Here is a 23,054-nt window from a genome sequence, read left to right on the forward strand (position 1 = left end):
ATAAATATTCTATAAGTTATTGTGGTTACTACACTTAAATAGGAGGTATATATGAAAACGATTAGTACAGGTAAAGCATTTAATGAACTAGATTCAAAGGAGCTTGGAAAATGGGGCGAACGGGTGGCCATTAAATATATTGAAAAAATAGGCCTTACAGTTGTAGATACGAATTATAGAACCCGGTTAGGAGAAATTGATATCATTGCCAAACGCGATTTAATCTATCATTTTATTGAGATTAAAGCCCGCCGTGGTATGCAGCATGGATTAGCTCGAGAGGCGGTGACAAAGAAGAAACAAAAGCATATAAAACGAGCTGCTATGTTGTTTCTATATGATCTTCATCAGAAAAGACGGCGCTGGAAAGAGTTATCCTTTGATGTAATTGAAGTGTACTTACATGAAGACTTTCAAAGTTCTATTCATTATTTGCCGCAGTGCTTTTAGAGAGGTTGCCTATGTATGCAAAACTATATGGAGCCACTTTACATGGCATAGATGGATGCATTATTACAGTTGAAGTTGATATATCTCAAGGCTTGCCGGTCTTTGACATTGTAGGTTTACCTAATCAATCGGTTAAGGAAGCTCGCGAACGCGTGAGGGCCGCCATCAAAAATAGTGGCTATGAATTCCCTATGAGACGTATTGTAGTGAATCTAGCACCTGCTACGATTCGTAAAAGTAGTGCAGGACTCGATTTAGCTATTGCATTGGGTGTTCTCATTGCATCGGGACAGATAAAGGGGCGCAAAGCTAGTATTTCAGCTTTATTAAAAAACAGTTTATTTATGGGGGAGCTAGCTTTAGATGGATCACTATTACCAACCTTTGGAACCTTGGCTATGTCCCTTGCAGGCTTGGTTTCTAATTATTCAACTATATTTACAAGTGTTGAAAATGGTCATAATTTAAAAGCCATACCAAAGCTTTCCATTTATGGGGAATCTTCATTACTACATATTATTTCTATTTTAGAGAAACTAGTTAAATCAAAGACCGTTAAAGGAAATAAAGGGACTATCAACAAATCTACAAGTTCGGCAAATCAAATCCATAATCAATCAACGGAATTGTTAGAGTCATATGATCCTGTAGATTATATTGATAAAAATAATTGTGCAGATACAGAATCTAATCAAACATATACAGTTGATTTTAGTGATGTACAGGGGCAAGAGCTTGGTAAAAGGGCTATGCTCATCAGTGCTGCAGGTCATCATCATTGTATTATGATAGGTCCACCAGGTGGTGGTAAAACGATGATGGCTGAGAGATTGCCGACCATATTACCACCTATGACATGGAATGAAATCATTGAAGTGAGTCGTATACAAGATGTAATAGGATTATTAGGAGATACAGGATTGGTTACAACTCGTCCTTTTAGATATCCTCATCATACTGCAACTTTAGCGAGTATGGTAGGCGGCGGTATTCAAGGTCGACCTGGTGAGGTAACCCTTGCTCACGGAGGTGTGCTGTTTATGGATGAGGCACCTGAATTTCAACGTCAAGTTATCGATGCGCTTAGGCAACCTTTAGAATCACGTACAATTACCATCAATCGCTCTCAAGGTAATTACATATATCCTGCCGATTTTATTTGTATCTTAGCGGCTAATCCATGTCCTTGTGGCTATTATCATGATCCGTATAAAGAGTGCGTATGTACGGAAACAATGGTTAAAAATTATCAGCAACGATTATCTGGGCCTATTATGGATCGCATCGATTTGCACATACCTGTTGAAAGGCCCACATTAGAGCAATTATTAGATACTTCGTCGTCAACGATGACTAGTGAAAGTATGAGAGAACAAGTTGTTATGGCGACCTCGATGCAACAGAAACGGTATGAAGGCCTAGATTTTAGCTCTAATGGTGCCGTACCGCATAAGGCCATAAGTGAGCTTTGCCATATTACCGATAAGGCTTGGAGTGTACTCGGTAATATATTTGACCATTTCCATTTAAGTGGACGTGCTTTTGATCGCATAGTAAAGGTCAGTCGTACCATAGCAGACCTTGAGGGAAACCCAAAAGTGGAACCACATCATATTTCCGAAGCAATGTTATTTAGAACTGGTAAATAGGTAATGATATGACAAGATATGACGACAATATTTATATTGCAGGCCTACAGAGTCTATATAATGTAGGAGCTACGTATGTAAGACGATTTATAGAAGACTTTGGTTCTCCTTACGAAGCGTGGAAAGCTGTTAAAAATGTAGAGAATTTAAAAGGGTATACATATATTTCTGTAGCTGATAAACGCGCTATTGCAGCATCGGCTAAGGATGAAAAACTAGATTATATAATTCAAAAATTAGATGAATATCAGATGGATGTTACTACCTTTCTAGATAAAGATTTTCCATCTATGTTAAACCAAATCTATAATCCACCAGCCATATTATTTATGCGAGGCAACCGAGCTTTATTAGATAAAAGATTGAACCGTATTGCTATTGTAGGGGCTCGACGATGTTCCTTATATGGGCGGAATGTGGCGAGAGTGTTAGGGAAAGAATTGGGTAAATACAGTACTATAATTGTGAGTGGCGGAGCTCGCGGTATCGATTCACATGGTCATGAAGGACTACTAGCAAGTCAGGGGTACGGCATTGTTGTTATGGGATGTGGTTTAGACATTGTATATCCTAGAGAAAATTCAAAATTATTTGACCGGATACTGGCAAGTAATGGCTTACTCCTATCCGAATATCCTCCAGGCACACCGCCATCAGCTAAACATTTTCCTGCGCGAAATCGTATTATTAGTGGACTTAGTCGAGGTGTAATCGTAGTGGAGGCTAAGGCTAGTAGTGGTTCTTTAATTACTGCAGATATGGCGGTCAGTGAAGGGCGCGATGTATTTGTAGTACCATGTAACCTATTAGACCATATAGCGGATGGTAATAAGTTTCTTATGCGCAATGGGGCTTATGTACTGACTGGATATAAGGATATAGTGGAACAATATCATTTAACTTTACGAGATTTTTTTGCTACAGAAGAGAAACTTTCACCGGCAAAAAAGAAACTTTCAACGTCAAAGAAAGAGGAACATAGTCATGTAAATGAGGGGGATTTATGGAGTAATACATGTAAGGGTGTTGATAGTCATGGGCCGTCTATGTTAAGCTTTAGTTTGGATAAGAGTTTAATCTTGAGTGAAATACCTCATGATCGATGTATTACTGTTAGTGATATTTTGAAAGTAACTCACATTCCATTGCAACAATTGCAGCCCTTATTACTAGAGTTAGAGCTAGAAGGGGCTATAGAGCATCAACCGCCGAGAGGCTATATTAATATGACTAGGAGTGATATACTTGTCCATTAAACGATCTATCGTTATTGGCGAGCCAAAAGCAGCTAGTACTAGTAAAGAAACAAAAAAGAAAAGTACTACAAAAGAGAGTACTACGATAAAACGTAAGGTTGCCAAAGAGGCTCTTACTCCTATGGGGATTGTACGGGACAAGTCTGTATTACAAACCTCTGTGCCACCTGAACAACGTGAACCTCGCGTATATAATCCAGATGGCAAAGTATTGGTTATCGTAGAATCTCCTGCTAAATCTAAAACAATTGAAAAATTCTTAGGTCCAAACTATGTGGTAAAAGCAAGTATGGGCCATTTACGAGATTTGCCTAAATCTCAAATGGGTATCGATATTGAGCATGGCTTTACACCGCGCTATAGCAATCTAGTAACTCGTAAAAAGGTTATTGATGAACTCGTTTCCTATGCCGATGAAAGTAGTGCCGTATTGCTCGCAACTGACCCTGACCGCGAAGGGGAAGCTATTTCATGGCATTTGGCGTACATTCTTAATGTAGATCCTACGTCTACATGCCGTATTACCTTTAACGAGATTACTAAAAATGCCGTTGCAGAGGCCTTAGAATCTCCACGGACTATCGATATGAACATGGTAGATGCTCAACAAGCACGCCGTGTGTTAGACCGTATCGTAGGTTATAAATTGAGTCCACTATTATGGAAAAAGGTTTGTAAGGGCCTTAGTGCAGGTCGTGTACAGTCCGTTGCTGTTCGTCTCATCTGTGAACGCGAACGAGAAATACAAGCCTTTGTGCCACAAGAGTTCTGGACTATTGAAGGTAATTTTGAAACGCCTAAAAAAGAGGCTTTCACAGCAGAATTAACTCATATTAAAGGCGAGAAAATCGATATTACTACTGAAAAAGATGCACAAGCCGTTGTCGATGCCATAGGCGGTGCCGATGCAGTAGTAACGAATGTAGAAAAACGTAAGCGCTCTCGTAAAGCGGCACCACCATTTACAACCTCTACGTTGCAACAGGATGGTGTTCGTAAGTTGAACTTTGGTGCAAAGCGTACCATGATGATTGCTCAACATTTGTATGAAGGTTTAGAAATCGGTTCCTATGGTCATGTAGGTTTGATTACTTATATGCGTACAGACTCTACGCGTATTTCTAAAGAAATGCAAGCTATGGCTAAGGACTATATTATTCGTAACTATGGTGAAGATTATTATCCATCTAAACCTAACATGTATGGTGCAAAAGGTTCCGCTCAAGACGCCCATGAAGCGATTCGTCCTACATCATTAGAGTTAACACCAAAAATGGTAGAACCATTCTTGAGTCGTGATGAGCTAAAATTATATACGTTGATTTGGAATCGTTTTATGGCGAGCCAAATGGCACCACAACAAAATGAATCCACTACCATTGAATTGACTGTTCATGACGACTACACATTTAAAGCGACAGGTTCTCGTGTAATCTTCCCAGGTTTTAGTGCTGTTTATGAAGATGCTAAAAAAGAGGATGTTCCTCAATTGCCAGCGCTTAAAAAGAATGATGCTGCTCATACGGTAGAGGTATTGCCTGAACAACATTTCACGCAACCACCTCCACGTTATTCTGAGGCGAGCCTCATCAAAACATTGGAAGAGCTCGGTATTGGTCGTCCAAGTACATATGCTCCAATTCTTGATACAATCGTAAGCCGTAACTATGTAGAAAATACGAATAAACAATTCGTTCCTACAGAGTTAGGCTTTGTAGTGGTAGATTTCTTGATTGCGTACTTTGAAAAAGTCATCAATACAGGTTTTACTCGTGATCTAGAAGAAGAACTCGATGCTATTGCATCTGGTAAGGATACATATCTAAAGGTATTGTCTGATTTCTATGAAGTATTCGCTAAAGAGCTAGAAGATGCGAGCGATGTAGATCGTATTGAAATTGTATCTATGGAAAGTGATGAAACGTGCGAACTCTGTCATAGTCCAATGGTATATAAATTTGGTCGCTATGGTAAGTTCCTTGCATGTTCTAACTTCCCAGAATGTAAAAATACAAAACCTATTACGGTAGGGACAGGTGTAACTTGCCCTAAATGTAAAGAAGGAGAAATCGTAGAACGAAAGTCTCGTCGAGGACGTTTGTTCTATGGTTGTAACCGTTATCCACAATGTGATTTCACATTATGGGATAAACCAACCCATGAATTCTGTGATACATGTGGTTCTATTATGGTTGAAAAGACATATAAAAATGGAACGACTAAGAAATTCTGTTCCAATGAAGCATGTCCAACTCGACCTCCAAAGAAAACTAGAAAGAAAAAGAGCGAAGCTAGTGAAGAAACTGTAAAGGATTCTAAAGAGTCTAAAGAGTCTAAAAAATCTAAAGCATCTAAAGGGTCTAAAAAGTCTAGCAAAGCTAAAAAAGAGGAAACAACAGTTGAATAATAAAAATGTTATTGTTATTGGCGCAGGTCTAGCTGGCTCTGAGGCGGCTTGGCAACTCGCTAACCGTGGCATTCATGTTGACTTATATGAAATGCGCCCTGTTAAGAGTTCCCCTGCACATCAAACAGATCAATTTGCAGAACTCGTATGTAGTAACTCTTTACGAGCTGGCAATATTGAAAATGCAGTAGGTCTTTTAAAAGAAGAGATGCGTCGTTTAGGCTCTATTATTATGGAATGTGCTGATGCGACTGCTGTACCTGCTGGAGGTGCATTAGCTGTTGATCGTCATCTATTTAGTGAAATGGTGACTGAAAAGGTAAAAGGCCATCCTAATATTACAGTTCATCACGAAGAGGTAACCGAGATTCCTGCTGAAGGTACTGTTATTTTTGCTTCTGGTCCCCTTACATCTGAAGCATTAGGGGATAAGATTAAAGAATTAACTGGTGAAACAGGCTTTTACTTCTACGATGCAGCAGCACCTATTGTGACAGCAGAATCTTTGAATTACGATAAAGTATTTGCCGCTTCCCGTTACGATAAGGGCGACGCAGATTATCTTAACTGTCCTATGACAGAGGAAGAGTACAAAGCATTTTGGCATGAGCTTACAACGGCTGAAGCAGTACAACCAAAGGATTTTGAAAAAGAAATCTATTTCGAAGGTTGTATGCCTGTAGAAATTATGGCTAGCCGTGGTGAAGATACATTGCGCTATGGACCATTAAAACCTGTAGGTTTGGTGGATAAGCGTACCAATGAGGAGTCTTATGCAGTTGTTCAATTGCGTAAGGAAAATAAAGAAGGCACTATGTTTAATTTGGTAGGCTTCCAAACTCACTTAAAGTGGGGCGAACAAAAACGTGTATTTGGTATGATCCCAGGCCTTGAAAACGCAGAATTCGTTCGTTATGGCGTTATGCATCGTAATACGTATATCAATTCCCCTGAGTTGTTGAACCATGCATTCCAACTAAAAAAAGAACCGCGTTTATTCTTTGCGGGCCAAATGACCGGCGTAGAAGGGTATTTAGAATCTGCTGCTAGTGGTCTTATGGTTGGTTTACAAGTGGACCGTTATTTAGGAGAACGTTCATTTATAGACTTCCCTAAAACTACAGCTATTGGATCCCTTAGTCACTATATTTCTAACTATGAAGGGTCTAACTTCCAACCTATGAATGTCAACTTTGGTATCATGGATCCATGGCCGCAAAAAATCCGTAAGAAAAAAGAGAAAAATGCACTCATTGCTAATCGTGCATTAGAAGAGCTAGATGCTTTAAAGGCTAAAGAAAAACTATAAATTTTGGACATATAAAATAAATTGCTCCATACTATATGAGTTTTTAAGACTTATAAAGAAAAATCCTTCATTCAATGGGACACCCATGAATGAAGGATTTTTTATTCTCAATATATGTTGCTTATTATATGAAGTTATTTACGTTTTTTTGTTTTAGGCGCTGTTTCTGTAGTTTCAAGTACAGGTTGGTTTTTCTTTTCTAAGTAGCCTAAATAAATGAATAAGCAAATACCTACAATGATGACAATAAGACTAGTCATTTGAGCAGATTTTAAGCCTAGTGTTAAGTCTACATAGTCGCCGCGCAAGAATTCAAGGAAGAATCTAGCTGTAGAGTAGAGAATAGCATATAGTACGAATACTTGACCTTTAGCATGTTTAAAGGAGCTAAACAATAGAAGGGCCACAAAAATAAGAATGTCGATTTGACCTTCCCAGATTTCGGCAGGCCATAATGGTTGATTGCCGTAAGTGCGATGTGCTAACGTGCTTTCAGGATAGAGAATACCAAAGTTACCACCCGTAGGATGACCAAAGGCATCGCCATTTAAGAGGTTTGCCATACGCCCTACAGATTGAGCCAAAATTAAGGCAGGGGCAAATAAATCAGCAAAGGCCCAGAAATCGATATTGTTTTTACGTAAGTACCAGTAGCCTGCAATGGTGCCTAATACAACGCCACCTTGAATGGCCATACCACCTTGCCATACAAAGGGAATTTCTAATAAATGATTGCCATAATAGTGCCAATCAAAGAAGAATACATCCCATAGTCGGGCCCCGATGAGACCAGCTACGGCAACCGTAATGGAAAAGTCGATAATATGTTCATGCCATCCTCGACCATCTTTTTTTAATAAAACATAGGCAACAGAGGCACCACAGATGATAGCTAAAGCTAACATGGCACCATAGGCCCTGATAGGGAAGTCACCTATAAAAAATAGATATTGATGCATATAAAACTCCTTATGTAATAACTTGTATTGTATAAGGTAAATTATAAATTACATGTACTCTTCATGCAACAACTGAGAGGAATTCTATATAATATGGTATAATATAGAGATTGAAATTATATCCCCTTTAGGGGACTAGAGTTAGGAGAGTTCATGATTCGCAAATCTACAATTTTAAAATCTTTAACAGCTTTGGTGATGTCTGCATTATCTAGTACAGCCGTACAAGCAGAAGTATTAGTGCCGCTCGATCAATTCTTGGCGAATACTACGCGTCATTATGAAGCTAATCAATATAAAACATCCTATATGGTATATGTACCTCAAACAGTATTACAAGGAAATACTATCGTTTTAGATCCTGCTGCTGTTGGTGAACCTGTAAAATTGCCCACAACTAGCAAAAATGGCACGACCTATGTCGATATTGAGTCTGATCCAGCTATGCTTGGTGTGAGCTATACCAAGACGAATGGACAATTAACCTTAGGTCCTGCTCCACAAGCTTCCACGGTAAAAGCTCCGTATACAATGCAAACACCATTGTCTTGGGCTTTTGATCCATGGCCAACACAGGGAACTCCATATCAAGCAAAACTTAATGCTAGCGGCGATAATATCATTTCTCCAAGCTGGTTTAAATTGCATAGCCTCGGCCTCGAAGCAAGTCCTAATGTAAGTATTGATTATGTTAACGATTATAAGAGTAAAGGTTACCACGTATGGCCTTTGATTACGAATCGATTTGACCCTGGTTTTACTAGCGGCATCCTAGCAGACCAATCTGTATGGAAGAAATATGCTCATAACCTCGTTCAATATGCTTATATTTATGGATTTGATGGTTATAACTTTGACTTTGAAAACATTGATTATGCCGACCGTGATCGTTTAACAGCCTTTGTAGCATATCTATCAAATCATTTACATCAATACAATATTAAAACATCCATTGATGTAACCGGTTATTCCGATAGCCCTGAATGGTCCTTAGTATATAATCGTAGTGCCTTTGCTAATTCCGTAGATTATGTAGTTCTCATGGCTTATGATGAAACATGGGCTAAGAGTACTACAGCAGGTCCTGTAGCAAGTTATCCATGGGTTCGCAATCATGCAGAAAAAATGCTTTCTGAAGTGCCATCCCAAAAACTAGTACTTGGTGTGCCATTCTATATGCGCTTATGGCATGATACAAATGGCTATGCTAAAGGCGAAACATTGGCTATGAAAAATATAGGTAGTTACTTTGCAAACTACAAGGATAAAATGACATGGGATGATAGATTAAAATTATATTATTTATCTATCCCAACTAGCTCTGGTTCCGATCGTATTTGGTTTGAAGATAATACGTCCTTAGGTTTGAAATTAGACCTTGTAAAAGAATTACAGCTCGGCGGTTTTGCTGCATGGCGTAAAGGCTTTGAAGACGAATCTACTATTGCTATGATTCAAGGTAAAGACTTAGGCCGTGGAATTCCTAAATCTCCTACAGCGGTTGTTCCTGAACCAGTAGTAGAAGAAACTAAACCATTAACTAAGCTTGAACAATATAAATTGCGTTTAGAAGAAAAAGAAAAGGCCAAAGCTGCTAAAGCGGAAGCAAAACGTAAGGCAAAAGAAGAAAAAGAATTAGCTAAACGCAAAGCTAAAGAAGAAGCGGAGCAAGCTAAAGCCGAGAAAAAACGTCAAGTTGAGGAAGCCAAGGCAGAGAAAAAGCGTTTAGAAGAAGAGGCTAAGGCTCAAAAGGAACGTGCTTCACAAGAGGCAAAGGATAAAATTGCTTCTTATAAGAGCCATGGATCTGTTCAAAATACAACTACTAAAAATGAATTAACTAAATCTGTACAAGTAGTAAAACGCTAGAGTTTGACTGCTTTCATAGTACGTAGTAAAATAAAAATATTGATTATAAAACGGCAACTAATGAGGTTGACTATATGAGGAGGCCCCTACATGAATGAAAAATATGTAGCCCAAGATATTGAGAAAAAGTGGCAAAAGTATTGGGATGATAACCATACATTTAAAACAGAATATGATGAATCCAAAGAAAAATACTATGTATTAGAAATGTTCCCGTACCCATCTGGTAACTTACACATGGGTCACGTGCGTAACTATTCCATCGGTGACGTAGTAGCTCGTTTCAAAAAAATGAAGGGCTTTAACGTGTTACATCCAATGGGCTGGGACTCCTTTGGTATGCCTGCAGAAAATGCAGCTATCAAACATGGTATTGCCCCTAAAACATGGACTCTTGATAACATCGAGAACATGAAATTGCAACAAAAAGCACTTGGCTTGTCCTATGATTGGGACCGTGAAGTTGCAACATGTAAAGAAGATTACTACAAATGGACTCAATGGTTCTTCGAGCAATTCTATAAAAAAGGCTTAGCTTATAAAAAAGAAGCAAAAGTAAACTGGTGCGAAACTTGCCATACTGTATTGGCTAACGAACAAGTTATCGATGGTGCCTGCTGGCGCTGTGACAACCCAGTTGAGAAAAAAGACTTGTCTCAATGGTTCTTGCGCATTACAGAATATGCAGATCGCTTGTTAACTGATTTGGACACTCTTGATCATTGGCCACAACGCGTTAAATTGATGCAAAAGAACTGGATTGGCCGTTCTGAAGGTACAGAATTCTCCTTTGAAGTTCCATCCATCAATGAACGCGTATCTGTTTATACTACACGAGTTGATACTATTTATGGCGTAAGCTATGTAGTATTGGCTCCTGAACATCCATATGTGGAACGCCTTATTGAAAATGCGCCTAATAAAGCTGAATTGGAAGCTTTCATTACACGTATGCGTAATATGAGCGATATTGATCGTACATCTACAGAAGCGCCTAAAGAAGGTATGTTCACTGGTTCCTATGCAGTAAACCCAATGTCTGGCGAACAAGTTCCTGTATGGATTGCAAACTATGTATTGGTAGACTATGGTACTGGTGCCGTAATGGGTTCCCCTGCGCATGATGAACGTGACTGGGAATTTGCTCATAAATACGATTTGCCTATTAAACAAGTCGTAGCTCGTGAAGGTGAAGAATATAGCCTTGATAAATGGCAAGAATGGTACCATGAAGATGGTATCCTAGTTAACTCTGGTGAATATAATGGCCAAACATCTGAAGAGGCTCGTAAAACTATTACAGCTGCTCTTAACGAACGTGGCATTGGTGAAGGTAAGGTAAACTTCCGTCTTCGTGACTGGTTGATTTCTCGTCAACGTTACTGGGGCGTGCCAATTCCTGTAGTATATTGTGAAAAATGCGGTGAACAACTTGTTCCTGAAGAAGAGTTGCCAGTACGCTTGCCAGAGGATGTTAAATTTGAGTCTGGTGCCGTATCTCCATTGGCTACTTCTGAAAGCTTCCTAAATACTACATGTCCTAAATGTGGTGGTCCTGCACGTCGTGAAACAGACACAATGGACACATTTATCGATTCCTCTTGGTACTTCTTGCGCTATACAGACGCTAAAAACGACCAAGCTCCATTCGATAAAAAAATCGCTAACTACTGGATGAATGTTGACCAATATATCGGTGGTATTGAACATGCTATCTTGCACTTGTTGTACTCTCGATTCTTTGTGAAAGTTATTCATGATTTAGGCCTTATTGAGTGTAATGAACCATTCCGTGGCTTGTTGACACAAGGTATGGTTCTTAAAGAAGGCAGCAAAATGTCTAAATCCAAAGGTAATGTAGTTTCTCCAGAAGAAATTATCAATACTTATGGTGCAGATACTGCCCGTTTGTTCATACTCTTTGCAGCTCCTGTAGATCGTGACCTTGATTGGTCTGACCAAGGCGTTGAAGGTTCTTACCGTTTCTTGGGTCGTGTATGGCGTATTGTTGATGCGTACAACGAAGAAGCTAAGAAAAATGTAACTGGTGAACTTACAAAAGACGAATTTGCATTGCGTCGTGAATTACACCGTGTTATCAAAAAGGTAACAGAAGACCTCGATAACAACTTCAACTTCAACACTGCTATTTCTGCTATCATGGAACTAGTAAATGCTATGTACGCTCATAAGGACAAAGCTGAAACGATCAATAGTGCTTTAGCTAATGAATTAACTCATTCCTTATTACTTCTTTTAGCACCATTCGTTCCTCATATGACAGAAGAGTTGTGGCATGAATTGGGTGAAACTACATCCATCCACACTGAAAAATGGCCTGTATACGAAGAGGCAGCTCTCGTTGTAGATGAAGTAGAAGTAGTATTACAAGTAAATGGTAAAGTTCGTGATAAACTTACTGTTTCTGTAAATATTACAAAAGAAGAATTAGAAACATTGGCTAAAGAATCTAGTCGTGTTCAAGAGTTTACAGAAGGTAAAAATATCGTAAAAGTTATTTATGTACCTGGTAAACTTGTAAATATCGTAGTTAAATAACGATATTCTATTCGTTTAATACAGTAAGCCCCCAACTACATAAGTAGAAGGGGGCTTATTTTTTAGTGAGGTAATTATGGCAAAACGTAGCGATTATATTTCCTGGGATGAATACTTCATGGGGGTTGCCATCTTAGCAGCGCAACGCTCTAAGGATCCTAATACACAAGTTGGTGCATGTATCGTTAGCAATGATAATAAAATCTTATCTATTGGCTATAATGGCATGCCTTTGAATTGTAGTGATGATGACTTTACTTGGGAACGCGATTCAGCAGACGATAACAAATATTTCTATACTGTACATAGTGAACTCAATGCTATTCTGAATTATCGCGGTGGTTCTCTAGAGGGTTCCAAGATTTATGTTACATTATTCCCTTGTAATGAATGTGCTAAGGCAATCATTCAAAGTGGTATTAAGGCCGTTATCTACCGCGATGACCTTTATAAAGATACTAAAGAGGTTAAAGCATCTAAGCGGATGTTAAAAACTGCAGGTGTAGAGATTATTGAATATAAACCTACAGGCCGTACTTTAAATATCACATTGTAATAGAATAAATTTTTACTATTATCAAAAGACCCTATATACAAGCGTATATAGGGTCTGTTTCATATGTAGTTTTCCAATATAAATTGATATCTACTAGAGACGTTAGACTAGACATATAGTTCTTTGCTGTCATCCAATTTATGATTGTTTTGTAGTTATGTTTTGTAGTTATGTTTATACTTGTAAACGACCATCAATCATAATGTCTACTTCTTGACCGTCACGAGTATAGCCTTTGATGTTCATACGTTCATGGCCAATCATAAAGTCTACATGTGTTAAGGAGTGGTTAAGGCCGCGTTCTTTTAATTCTTCTTCAGATAAACCATTGCTATCTTTGAGGCATGTTGGATAAGAGGCACCAATTGCTAAATGGCAGGATGCATTTTCATCAAACAATGTTTCGAAGAAGATTTGGTTAGATTGACTAATTGGGCTGAAGTGATCAACTAAAGCAACTTCGCCGAGGTAGTGGGAACCTTCATCAGTTTCTACTAATTCTTTCAATACTTCATAACCTTCTTTGGCTGTATATTCAACGATTTTACCTTCTTTAAACGTAAAGGAGAAATCAGAAATAGTATTACCGTGGTAAATTAAAGGTTTTGTACTGTACACAATACCATTAACGCCATTGTATTGTGGAGCAGAGAAAACTTCTTCTGTAGGTATATTGGCATTGAAAATAGTACCATCTTTAGAGGATTCTTCACCACCTAGCCAAATATGACCTTCTGGCAATTCTAATAGGAGGTCAGTACCATTTTCACAAGTATAACGCAATGCCTTTAAGTCTAATTTATTCAATGCTTCACAGCGGTGACGTAATTTTGCCATATGATGACGATACGTATCTTTTGGTTCTACACCTTCAATGCGGCAAAGTTTCAATAATGTATCCCATAACTGGTTAATTTTTTCTTCGTCTGTACCTTTATAGCCTAATAAATCTGCCCAAAGAACTGTTGGTACAGAAGCAACACACCATGTAACAGAAGAGTTCATGATGGCTGTATGATAGAAGGATAACGCTTTATTTAAGTTACGAGATTGTAAGGAAATACGATCTGTTGGAATACCTTCTAAGGCTTTTGGATTAGCACTGATTAACGATAAGAAGGCAGCCTTTTCATCGATGTACTGCTTGTAGAATTCAGGAATCCAGTTAGCTGGTTTTTCTAAAACAGATTCGTTAGCATGCAATAAACGTTGACGGGCAATTGGGGAGCATCTCCAGTTCAGAACAACCTCCTTAGCACCAAGTTCATAAGCTTCTTCAGTAACAATCACTGCAAAGTCTTTGTTTTCTACATCTACAGAAATAACTAATGTTTGGTCTTGCTGCAAGTTTACACCGTATTGTAATAATGTACGGGCATATTTTCTTAATGTATCTTGATTCATAATTTCTCCTTTAATTCGTCATCAATTGTTAAACTCCTGCTAGTGTGACCAATAGAGTCATCGGTAGGAGTTTTGTTTTTCATAGGGAAATCCTTCAGTAGGAGGTGCACTATGAAAGTTAAATTGAAGCCCTATATGATAATTGTATTAATCCTATGTATTTTAGTAGGAATTTATTTCCTATGGCCTATTATAACAGATGAAAGCGATTCTGTCCTAGCTGAAGGGGGTATAGATGGAAATTCTTCTATATCTACTGTAGAACAACAGCCTAATAAACAAATCGCTTATATAACAGGTGCAGTCGCTTCACCTGGTTTATATGAGCTTGAAAGCTCAGCTACTGTAGGTGATATTGTTAAGCTAGCAGGAGGACTATTACCGTATGCAGATGTAGAGTCGGTAAATATGGCTAAGCCAGTTACTGCAGGTGATCATATCCATGTAGTATTTAACTTTCACGGTAATCCTGAAGTGTTATTGCGTGGTAATAAGATAAACATAAACTCTGCCACTGCAAAAGAATTAGACTCTCTGCCAGGTATAGGCCCTGCCATGGCTAAAAGAATTGAGGAATATCGTTCACAAAAAGGCCCCTTTACTTCCGTTGAAGGTATCAAGGGGGTGAAGGGCATTGGTGACGGCGTATTTAAGAAAATTAAAGACAAAATTACAATTTAACAATCAAAATTGTAATCACGAAGGTATGCCACTACATACAAATATTATTGATCGTACAAAAGTGGTGTTAACTCATAGTCAATGGGCACATGTTATATTAGGATCTATCATTATAGGAACAATACTAGGGTATGGAAATTATTTTCCTGTACTCAATCAAATGTACTACATCTTTGCGATAGGGATAGCCATTATAGGTGTCGGTGTTTTTAAAGTCTTACAATCGTCTAATTGGTGGCGATCACTTGGTAAGTTAATAGTTTTAGTGTCCGTTTTTGTAGGACTGTCGTATTATCAAACAGATTTACGGATTATACATTTTAATAGCTATACTTCATATTATTTGCAGCAAGAAGGAGAATATCTTGGTACGGTTGTAACTGCTCCTGAAAGAGTAAATTTGAACGGACAGGAGTGCTACAAATATACAATTGAAACTCATGGCTTACATCCTTATAAAGATACTGCCAAAAATGATTATATTAATGCACAGGGAAGGTTACAGGTATATTCAAAGGTGTCTACCACCAAACATCCCATACGACTAGGGGAATACGCAGTTGTAGAAGGTACACCAAAGTCCTTATTTCTTATCGAAGAGGAAGGTCGTATTAATCTTCGCGGTCGATATATGAGTTCCAATTCTCGAGGGCGAATCTACGATGGTGTATATAGAACTGCTACAAATAAAGACTTACAAGCATTCAACTATAAAGAGCCCTTTTCTGAAAAACTGTATAGGAAACTCTTATTTATTTGTGGATCAATACGTGAGTCTATAGATAAAACTATTTCTAATTATCTAGAGGGTCCACAACATGTATTAGCACAATCATTAGCTTTAGGTGGCCATTATAGTGAGCTAGGGGAAGATACAATGAAGGATTTTTCCTACACAGGACTTATCCATATTTTATCCATATCAGGTTCACATATTGCTCTCTTGTTAGCATTGGTATATGGACTGGGACGACTTATTAAATTAAGAAAACGAACCAGTTTGATTATGGGAATTTTAGTGGCCTGTATGTATTGTGGTGTCGTTGGTGGTGATGCTCCTGTTGTACGGGCAACGATAATGAGCATACTCATGTGTATGGCTTACATAAAAGGTCGATTATATCAAGCTAAGCAAGCATTATGCATATGTGCCATACTATGTTTAGTATATGATCCTTTTTCTATATTTGATGTAAGTTTTCAGCTATCGTTTGGTGCAACCTATGGTTTGCTCATATGGGGAAAAGTATTATATGAACGTATTCAATGGTTACCTAAATGGATTAAAACACCTCTTGTATTATGTGTATCAGCACAGTTGCTCATCTTGCCTCTACAGCTATATTACTTTCATTATATTAGTATTGCTAGTTTGTTAGCAGCTTGTATAGTGGCACCTTTATTAGATTTATCTATCGTTTTAATTTTTATAAGTACTGTTATTAGCTATGTATTGCCGATATCATTTCTATGGTCATTGATAGATGTACTATTACGTATATCCTTATATTTAAATCATGTGTTAGGTCGTAGTGGCAGTTTACTTTGGTTCGGCATGATGAATCCTTATTGTGCTTATATGTATTTTGTCCTATTAGGTTTATTTACGTACTTTTTGACACATGGAAAACAGTATACTATTTATATAGTTATGTCCTTGTTTTTTATGATTATCAGCTTTGGGGCATCATTTTATGTTACACATTATCATAAGGATGTATTGGTTCACTATATTCCTATGAAGCAGTGTAATGTGTTACTTTGTATAGAACCTAATCACGAAGGGGCCTATGTATTAATTGATGCGCCAGACCATATTAAAACTACACCTAATGAAAGGCTTATCAATCAAGCTATACGGGCATATGGTGTCAATCCAAAAGTTGTAAAAGTAGACTACTTTCATAGTAACGGATCTGCAAAAACAATATATAAAAATAGTATGAAAGAAATCGATGTATATAATGGACAAAGAGGAGAAAAAAATCTAAAATTAAATGATAAGACTAATACATTATTTATTACGAGTCGATCTAGTATAATGAACGAAATTGGTCGCATATTACCGGATAATACTGTTTTATTTAGTAGTCCTCATGGTGCATTACGCGATGTGGACCCATCATCAAAACACATGTATATAATGGGGTACAGTTACATTAAAGATATCTATCTGTGAAAGGAGGAACTATGGCACATATTCAACTCATTTATGGCGATGAGCCACAATTAATTGAAGAAGAAAAACGTAAATTTTTAAGTGCCTATCCTGACCTTCCAGTAACTGTATTAGATGATGAAGCTGGGCCACAGAAAATAAGTGAAAAGCTATGTGAAGATTCGCTCTTTGGCGATCAAAAGGTATTTTGTTTAGTGAATTTACCTATTATTCGTAAAAGCGGTAAAAATAGCGATGCTTGGGTTCCATTATATGAACTCATTATGGAATATAATGGGAATAATCCCATCCTTTTGATTTATCATGATATGATTGATAAACGCATCAAGCAGAATAAAGCGATTTTAGATAAAATTCCCAATCATCAATGTAAGCGCCTTGAAGGGGCAGACCTTGTGATGTGGATACGTCAGTATTGCACTTCTAATGGTTTTAAAATGACACCTGATGCACAGGAATATGTAGCTCATCTCATCGATTTGTGGCAAGATGTACCGGTTTCTTTTATGAGAACCGAATTTGACCGGTATTTTCTACAAATTACAGGTGATAAAGTCATTACTAAAGAGTTTCTCGAAGAAAATGGTAGCGATTATGGGGCTAAAAACATTTTCACCTTTAAAGAGGCTCTGTTAAAACGAGATATTGATACATTGCTTGAACTATTTCCGTTTATGTTCGGCTATAAAGAATTAGACCGTGCAATGAGCTATATTGAGGGGCAATTACGTTTACAGTTACTGGTTAGCGAATGCCGTCAAGCGGGAATGTCTGTTCAAGCTATTCAAAACTTATGTAAGGATTATGATTCGTCATTTAAACCATATCCAATTAAGCTAGCTTATGAGGCGAGTCCTAGAATTTCAATTAAGGCGCTACGAGCTTTATTAAAAGGGCTCTATGAGATTATATTGGATAGCCGTAGTAGCAAGGGCGATATTTGGCGATTTAGAGATTTATGTATTACCTATTGTGGGTATAAGGGATAAAAATGAAAGTACGTTATCGTGTTGTACCAAAACAGAATAAGAAATCATCCTTCTATGTAAACTGTCATAGCCAACATGTGACGATTCAAGCAGCAGATTCGGCCTTTTCTACATTACTTAGTTTGCGTGAAAGATTGTCTGCATGGTATAAGGAAAAAAATATCTCTTTTGATGATATTCCAACTAATACAGATACAGCTTGTTGCTTCGCCTGGAAGGTAGATACTGAAACTGGGGAAGGTTTAGATACCTATTATTATGGTGGCGGCTGCGGCGCTGGTGAATGGATTGAAGCTGCTGAGGCGCAACGTGAGGCTGAAGAAGCTAAAAATCAAGCCCCTAGAGGCAAGTCTTTTGCAGGTTATGATCAACAAGATGAATATGATGATGTTGACGAAGATGATTTTGCTCCATTCGTAGAGGCTGTTGAGTTAGGTTATTTCAACAATAGTCCAGTTGTTGTATCTCGTTCTAATCAAACGGCTGCCGCATCTAGCAATAGTGATACTGTCGCAGCTGTGAGCAGTACACCTAAAACAAGTAAAGGTTTTGCACATAAAAGTACTACAAAATCTACTGCTAAAGGTAGTGAAGGAGATAGTAAATACCCTCGTCGTGCCCCAAAGGATGCTCCTACTGATGAAGGCATGATTTTAGGACCTAAAATTGAGGGAGTTACCTCTAAAATTATGGGTACTTTAGATACGCCTAGTGTTATTTTTGAAGGTGTATTTGTTGGTCTAGATAAACGTGATACTAAGACTGGTAAAAGTATCGTTAACGGCAGCATCGTAGACGATACGAATAGTATCAAATTCATCAAGTTTACGAACAGCCCTGAAGAAGGGGATGCGTTACTTAAACAGTTAAAAGGTTTGCAACGTGTACGCGTACAAGGTAGCGTCAGCTTTGATGATCGATTTGATAAGGATTATATCTTATCTATTCGAAGCATTGAAGCTATGGAGACTACTAGTGTAGAACGTACTGAAAACCGTCCAGACTCCCGTGTAGAGCTTCACTTACATACTAAGATGAGTGATAAGGATGCCCTTATATCTGTTAAAGACCTATTTAAAACAGTAAAAAAATGGGGCCATCCTGCGGTAGCTATTACAGATCACGGCGTTGTACAAGCCTTTCCAGAAGCTCAAGCTCTTGGTAAAGAGTTGGGCGTTAAGGTTATCTACGGTGTAGAAGGCTATCTCATTGATGATGAAATTGTTGCTCGTGATGAAGAGCCTGTAGTAGATAAGAAGAAGAAAAAAGAAAAAGATAAACGTTACCATATTATCTTATTAGCTAAAAATATGGTAGGTTTGCGCAATCTGTACAAGATGATATCTATTTCTCACCTTGAACACTATAAGGTACGTCCTCGTTTGCCTCGTTCTGTTATTGAAGAACATCGTGAAGGCATTATTATCGGTTCTGCTTGTGAAGCTGGTGAACTTATGCAATCCATTGTTCGCGGCGCTACAAAGGAAGAACTATTAGGGATTGCATCTTTCTATGACTATCTTGAAATTCAGCCACATACAAATAATATGTTCTTGGTTCGTAAAGGACTTATGCCAGATGAGCAAGCCCTTATCGATATGAACAAAACGGTTATTGAATTAGGGGATGCATTAAATAAGCCTGTTTGTGCAACGTGTGACGTTCACTATTTAACACCAGAAGAAAAGATTTACCGTGAAATCATGTTGACTGCCTGTGGTTATCCAGATGCAGATGAACAACCAGATTTACATTTACGTACCACCGATGAAATGTTGGCATCCTTCCCTTACTTAAGTGAAGAAAAGGCCTATGAAGTAGTTGTTACTAATACTCGTGCAATTAATGATAGCATTGAAGATATTAAACCAGTTCCAGATGGCACATATTCACCAAAGATCGAAGGTGCTGATGAAGCTTTCACAGAAATGTGTTATAGAAATGCGAAAGCCATTTATGGTGATCCATTGCCTCGCGTAGTACAAGAGCGACTTGATTATGAACTAGATTGTATTATCTCCAATGGTTACGGTGTATTGTATTACATCGCGCATAAGCTAGTAAAAAAATCACTTGATGATGGTTATCTTGTAGGTTCCCGTGGTTCTGTAGGTTCTTCCTTTGCAGCAACCATGTCTGAAATTACAGAGGTGAATCCATTACCGCCGCATTATGTATGTCCTAACTGTAAATATTCAGAATTCTTTGAAAAGGGCGAATACGCAGGTGGCTTTGACTTACCACGTAAAGATTGTCCTGAATGCGGTCAAGCTTTACAAACAAATGGCCATGATATTCCGTTTGCCATCTTCCTTGGTTTCGAAGGTGATAAGGTTCCAGATATTGACCTTAACTTCTCCGGTGATTACCAAGCAAAGGCTCACAAATATACGGAAGAACTATTTGGACGTGACAATGTATTTAAAGCGGGTACCATCGGTACAATAGCTGATAAAACTGCCTTTGGTTATGTTAAAAAGTATGCAGAAATTCGAGATATACAAGCTCGTAGTGGTTTCTTTGAACATTTAGCAAAAGGCTTTACAAACGTAAAGAATACAACAGGCCAGCATCCTGGCGGTATCATGGTATGTCCTCGCGATATGGATGTGCATCACTTTACACCTATACAACATCCAGCGAATAAGAAGGAAAGTGGTGTATTAACAACACACTTTGACTATCACTCTATCGAAGGCCGTATGACTAAGCTTGATATCTTGGGGCATGATGATCCGACTATCATTCGTATGCTAGAGGATTTGACCGGTATAGATGCTAAGACAATCCCATTTGATGATCCAAAGACATTGAGCTTATTCTCTTCGACAGAGGGGATTGGCTTAACACCTGAGCAATTACAAGGTGACCAGGTAGCAAGTTTAGCAGTGCCAGAATGTGGTACGAAATTTGTACGGGGCATGCTTGAAGACTCTCGTCCTCAAACATTCTCTGACTTGGTTCGTATCTCTGGTTTCTCTCATGGTACTAACGTATGGCTCGATAATGCACAAGACCTCATTAAAAATGGTACTTGTAAATTGAACGAAGCCATTTCTACCCGTGACGACGTAATGAACTTCTTGATTCATCGCGGTATGGATCGAAAGCATAGTTTCTTCGTAATGGAAAACGTACGTAAAGGGAAGGGCATAGAAAAACGGAATAAACAAGGTCAAGCTACGACGGAATTTGAAGCTGAAATGCGGGAAAATAATATTCCAGAATGGTTCATTGAATCTTGTAAAAAGATTTCCTATCTATTCCCACGGGCCCATGCGGTAGCTTATGTAATGATGGCATTCCGTATAGCCTGGTTTAAGGTATACCATCCATTGGCATTCTATGCTGCCTACTTCTCCATTCGTGCCAAGGCCTTTGATTTGCGCATTATGACGGGAGACCTTAAAACGCAAATGACTGAGTTCAATCGTATTAAAGCTCTTGATCGTGGTGCCAGTCCTAAAGATAAGGACCTTATGAGTGCCTTAGAAGTATCTATGGAAATGTACCAACGGGGTTATCGTTTTGTTAATGTAGATATTCAACACTCTGAAGCAAGACGTTTTAGCATTAAAGATGGTGCTTTATTGCCGCCATTCTTGGCTATTGACTCTTTAGGTGAAACAGTAGCAGATGCTATCGTAGCTGAACGAGAAGAACGTCCGTTTACATCTTTAAAAGACTTGCAACGTCGTTGTAAAGTATCTAACACCATCATTGATCTTATGAAAGAACTCAAATGCTGTGGTGAACTACCTGAAGACGAACAAATGTCACTCTTTGGAGCATAATAAAATATAAGTTAAAACTTAAATACAAAATAAGCACTATATACCCAAAAGGTGATATAGTGCTTATTTTTATATATTTTGCTAAAATAAAGTTACAATTTAAAAATAAATGATTTATATGTGTTGCTGTGTTTAATTAATAATATTATTGCTTGTCAAAAAGACAGTAAGAGGATAACATGATTTTTCTTTTTATAACATTAATGACTGTTATTACAATAGTATTTCTAGTTAAATCAAAAGAAATATATTTTGTATCTGTTTCCTTTAAAAGAAATAAATCCTTTCTATTTATACAAATCTTTCAAATATTAGTAATTTATTTAGGTTTAATTTTTGCTGATTATAGTAATAAGATATTTTCTATTGTTTTATTCTTAGTATCTATATCTGAAATGATTAAATTGGTTTATTTGAAGAAAATTGTAAATCAAGTGATTAATAAAGAAACGAATTTGCCTTATAAATTAACTGATGTTATTAGTCGATTTAGTATATATAGTAGAATCATTTTTTTGATAGTACTTAACATTATAGGAAGTTTGTTTGTCTTTAAATAGAGTGCTCTAATAAAGGGAGTGTTATGTAATGATAAGTGGATTATTGAAGTTTCTAGGAATTAAGTCATCGGATAGCAATATTTCTAAAGAACCTAAAATAAAATTAGAAGATAATAGATGTGAATCGAATATTGCTAAGGAGCATCAAAATCAACCTATAGAGATTGAATTTTGGGATATTGAGCCCGAGGATGTGCCTGAGTTAGAAGAATCCGATATTCCAGGTGTATATTTTAACGAATTCCGAGAATATGTTGATGAAGAGGGGAATAGACTATCTCCATCAGATCTAGATGCAATACGGTATAAAGACGATTACGAGGACGATTATTATAGATAAAAGAGGAGTCATCAAATGATGACTCCTCTTTTTGAAAGTGGGTTATAGGACAAAACGTGTTGGTTTTGTAGGCGATGGAGCCAGTAAATTACT

The 23,054-nt window shown here is 37.8% G+C and carries 15 protein-coding genes; 13 read left to right on the forward strand and 2 right to left on the reverse strand.

Translation table 11 applies throughout. From position 1 onward, the window contains the following. Positions 1-51 precede the first annotated feature (51 nt). From QZR70_RS00165 to trmFO, 5 genes are read left to right on the forward strand one after another with little or no spacing between them, the layout of a single operon-like run. A complete protein-coding gene (locus QZR70_RS00165) occupies positions 52-450 on the forward strand; it encodes a YraN family protein (RefSeq protein ID WP_227720441.1) in 399 nt (132 codons plus the stop codon). A gap of 11 nt (positions 451-461) precedes the next feature. Then, on the forward strand, positions 462-2,099 hold the full coding sequence (locus QZR70_RS00170; RefSeq protein WP_295792211.1) for a YifB family Mg chelatase-like AAA ATPase: 1,638 nt from the start codon (positions 462-464) through the stop codon (positions 2,097-2,099). Between the two features lie 8 nt (positions 2,100-2,107). Beyond that, positions 2,108-3,355: a DNA-processing protein DprA gene (dprA, locus tag QZR70_RS00175; RefSeq protein WP_295792215.1), complete on the forward strand. Its 1,248-nt coding sequence runs from the start codon at positions 2,108-2,110 to the stop codon at positions 3,353-3,355. Further along, positions 3,345-5,762 (forward strand): type I DNA topoisomerase, encoded by a 2,418-nt coding sequence (gene topA / locus QZR70_RS00180; protein ID WP_295792218.1) that lies wholly within the window; start codon positions 3,345-3,347, stop codon positions 5,760-5,762. The genes dprA and topA overlap by 11 nt, the downstream gene beginning before the upstream one ends. Then, positions 5,755-7,071: a methylenetetrahydrofolate--tRNA-(uracil(54)-C(5))-methyltransferase (FADH(2)-oxidizing) TrmFO gene (gene trmFO, locus QZR70_RS00185; RefSeq protein WP_105089222.1), complete on the forward strand. Its 1,317-nt coding sequence runs from the start codon at positions 5,755-5,757 to the stop codon at positions 7,069-7,071. The genes topA and trmFO overlap by 8 nt, the downstream gene beginning before the upstream one ends. A 134-nt stretch (positions 7,072-7,205) precedes the next feature. On the opposite strand, the gene lgt is transcribed toward trmFO, so the two are convergent. Next, positions 7,206-8,030, reverse strand: coding sequence for a prolipoprotein diacylglyceryl transferase (gene lgt / locus QZR70_RS00190; RefSeq protein ID WP_105089221.1), 825 nt, complete (start codon positions 8,028-8,030; stop codon positions 7,206-7,208). Between the two features lie 153 nt (positions 8,031-8,183). Here lgt and QZR70_RS00195 point away from each other — a divergent pair, with 153 nt between their 5' ends. The 3 genes from QZR70_RS00195 (at position 8,184) to QZR70_RS00205 (ending at position 13,014) form a co-directional block, all read left to right on the forward strand. Beyond that, positions 8,184-9,899 (forward strand): glycosyl hydrolase family 18 protein, encoded by a 1,716-nt coding sequence (locus QZR70_RS00195; RefSeq protein ID WP_295792222.1) that lies wholly within the window; start codon positions 8,184-8,186, stop codon positions 9,897-9,899. A gap of 90 nt (positions 9,900-9,989) precedes the next feature. Then, positions 9,990-12,458, forward strand: a complete 2,469-nt coding sequence (gene leuS / locus QZR70_RS00200; RefSeq protein WP_295792225.1) for a leucine--tRNA ligase — start codon at positions 9,990-9,992, stop codon at positions 12,456-12,458. Between the two features lie 76 nt (positions 12,459-12,534). Beyond that, the gene (locus QZR70_RS00205; protein ID WP_005386569.1) at positions 12,535-13,014 is read left to right on the forward strand and encodes a dCMP deaminase family protein; all 480 of its coding nucleotides are present in this window, start codon (positions 12,535-12,537) and stop codon (positions 13,012-13,014) included. 174 nt (positions 13,015-13,188) lie between these two features. Here the strand turns inward: QZR70_RS00205 and QZR70_RS00210 are convergent, their stop codons facing one another. Then, a complete protein-coding gene (locus QZR70_RS00210; RefSeq protein WP_295792228.1) occupies positions 13,189-14,418 on the reverse strand; it encodes an aminopeptidase in 1,230 nt (409 codons plus the stop codon). A 111-nt stretch (positions 14,419-14,529) separates the two neighbouring features. On the opposite strand from QZR70_RS00210, the gene QZR70_RS00215 reads away from it, so the two are divergent. The 5 genes from QZR70_RS00215 to QZR70_RS00235 all read left to right on the forward strand — a co-directional run bounded on the left by QZR70_RS00215 (position 14,530) and on the right by QZR70_RS00235 (position 22,961). Continuing rightward, entirely contained in the window at positions 14,530-15,099 is a 570-nt protein-coding gene (locus tag QZR70_RS00215) for a ComEA family DNA-binding protein (protein WP_295792230.1), read from the forward strand. Continuing rightward, a complete protein-coding gene (locus tag QZR70_RS00220) occupies positions 15,056-17,278 on the forward strand; it encodes a ComEC/Rec2 family competence protein (protein ID WP_295792243.1) in 2,223 nt (740 codons plus the stop codon). The genes QZR70_RS00215 and QZR70_RS00220 overlap by 44 nt, the downstream gene beginning before the upstream one ends. An 11-nt stretch (positions 17,279-17,289) precedes the next feature. Continuing rightward, complete coding sequence (gene holA, locus QZR70_RS00225; protein ID WP_295792233.1) at positions 17,290-18,267, forward strand: DNA polymerase III subunit delta; 978 nt, start codon at positions 17,290-17,292, stop codon at positions 18,265-18,267. A 2-nt stretch (positions 18,268-18,269) separates the two neighbouring features. Further along, the gene (locus QZR70_RS00230; RefSeq protein ID WP_295792235.1) at positions 18,270-22,061 is read left to right on the forward strand and encodes a PolC-type DNA polymerase III; all 3,792 of its coding nucleotides are present in this window, start codon (positions 18,270-18,272) and stop codon (positions 22,059-22,061) included. A 603-nt stretch (positions 22,062-22,664) separates the two neighbouring features. Next, the gene (locus QZR70_RS00235; protein ID WP_295792239.1) at positions 22,665-22,961 is read left to right on the forward strand and encodes a hypothetical protein; all 297 of its coding nucleotides are present in this window, start codon (positions 22,665-22,667) and stop codon (positions 22,959-22,961) included. Positions 22,962-23,054: the final 93 nt, after the last annotated feature.

It is taken from the genome of uncultured Veillonella sp. (assembly GCF_900545205.1).
GTDB lineage: Bacteria > Bacillota > Negativicutes > Veillonellales > Veillonellaceae > Veillonella.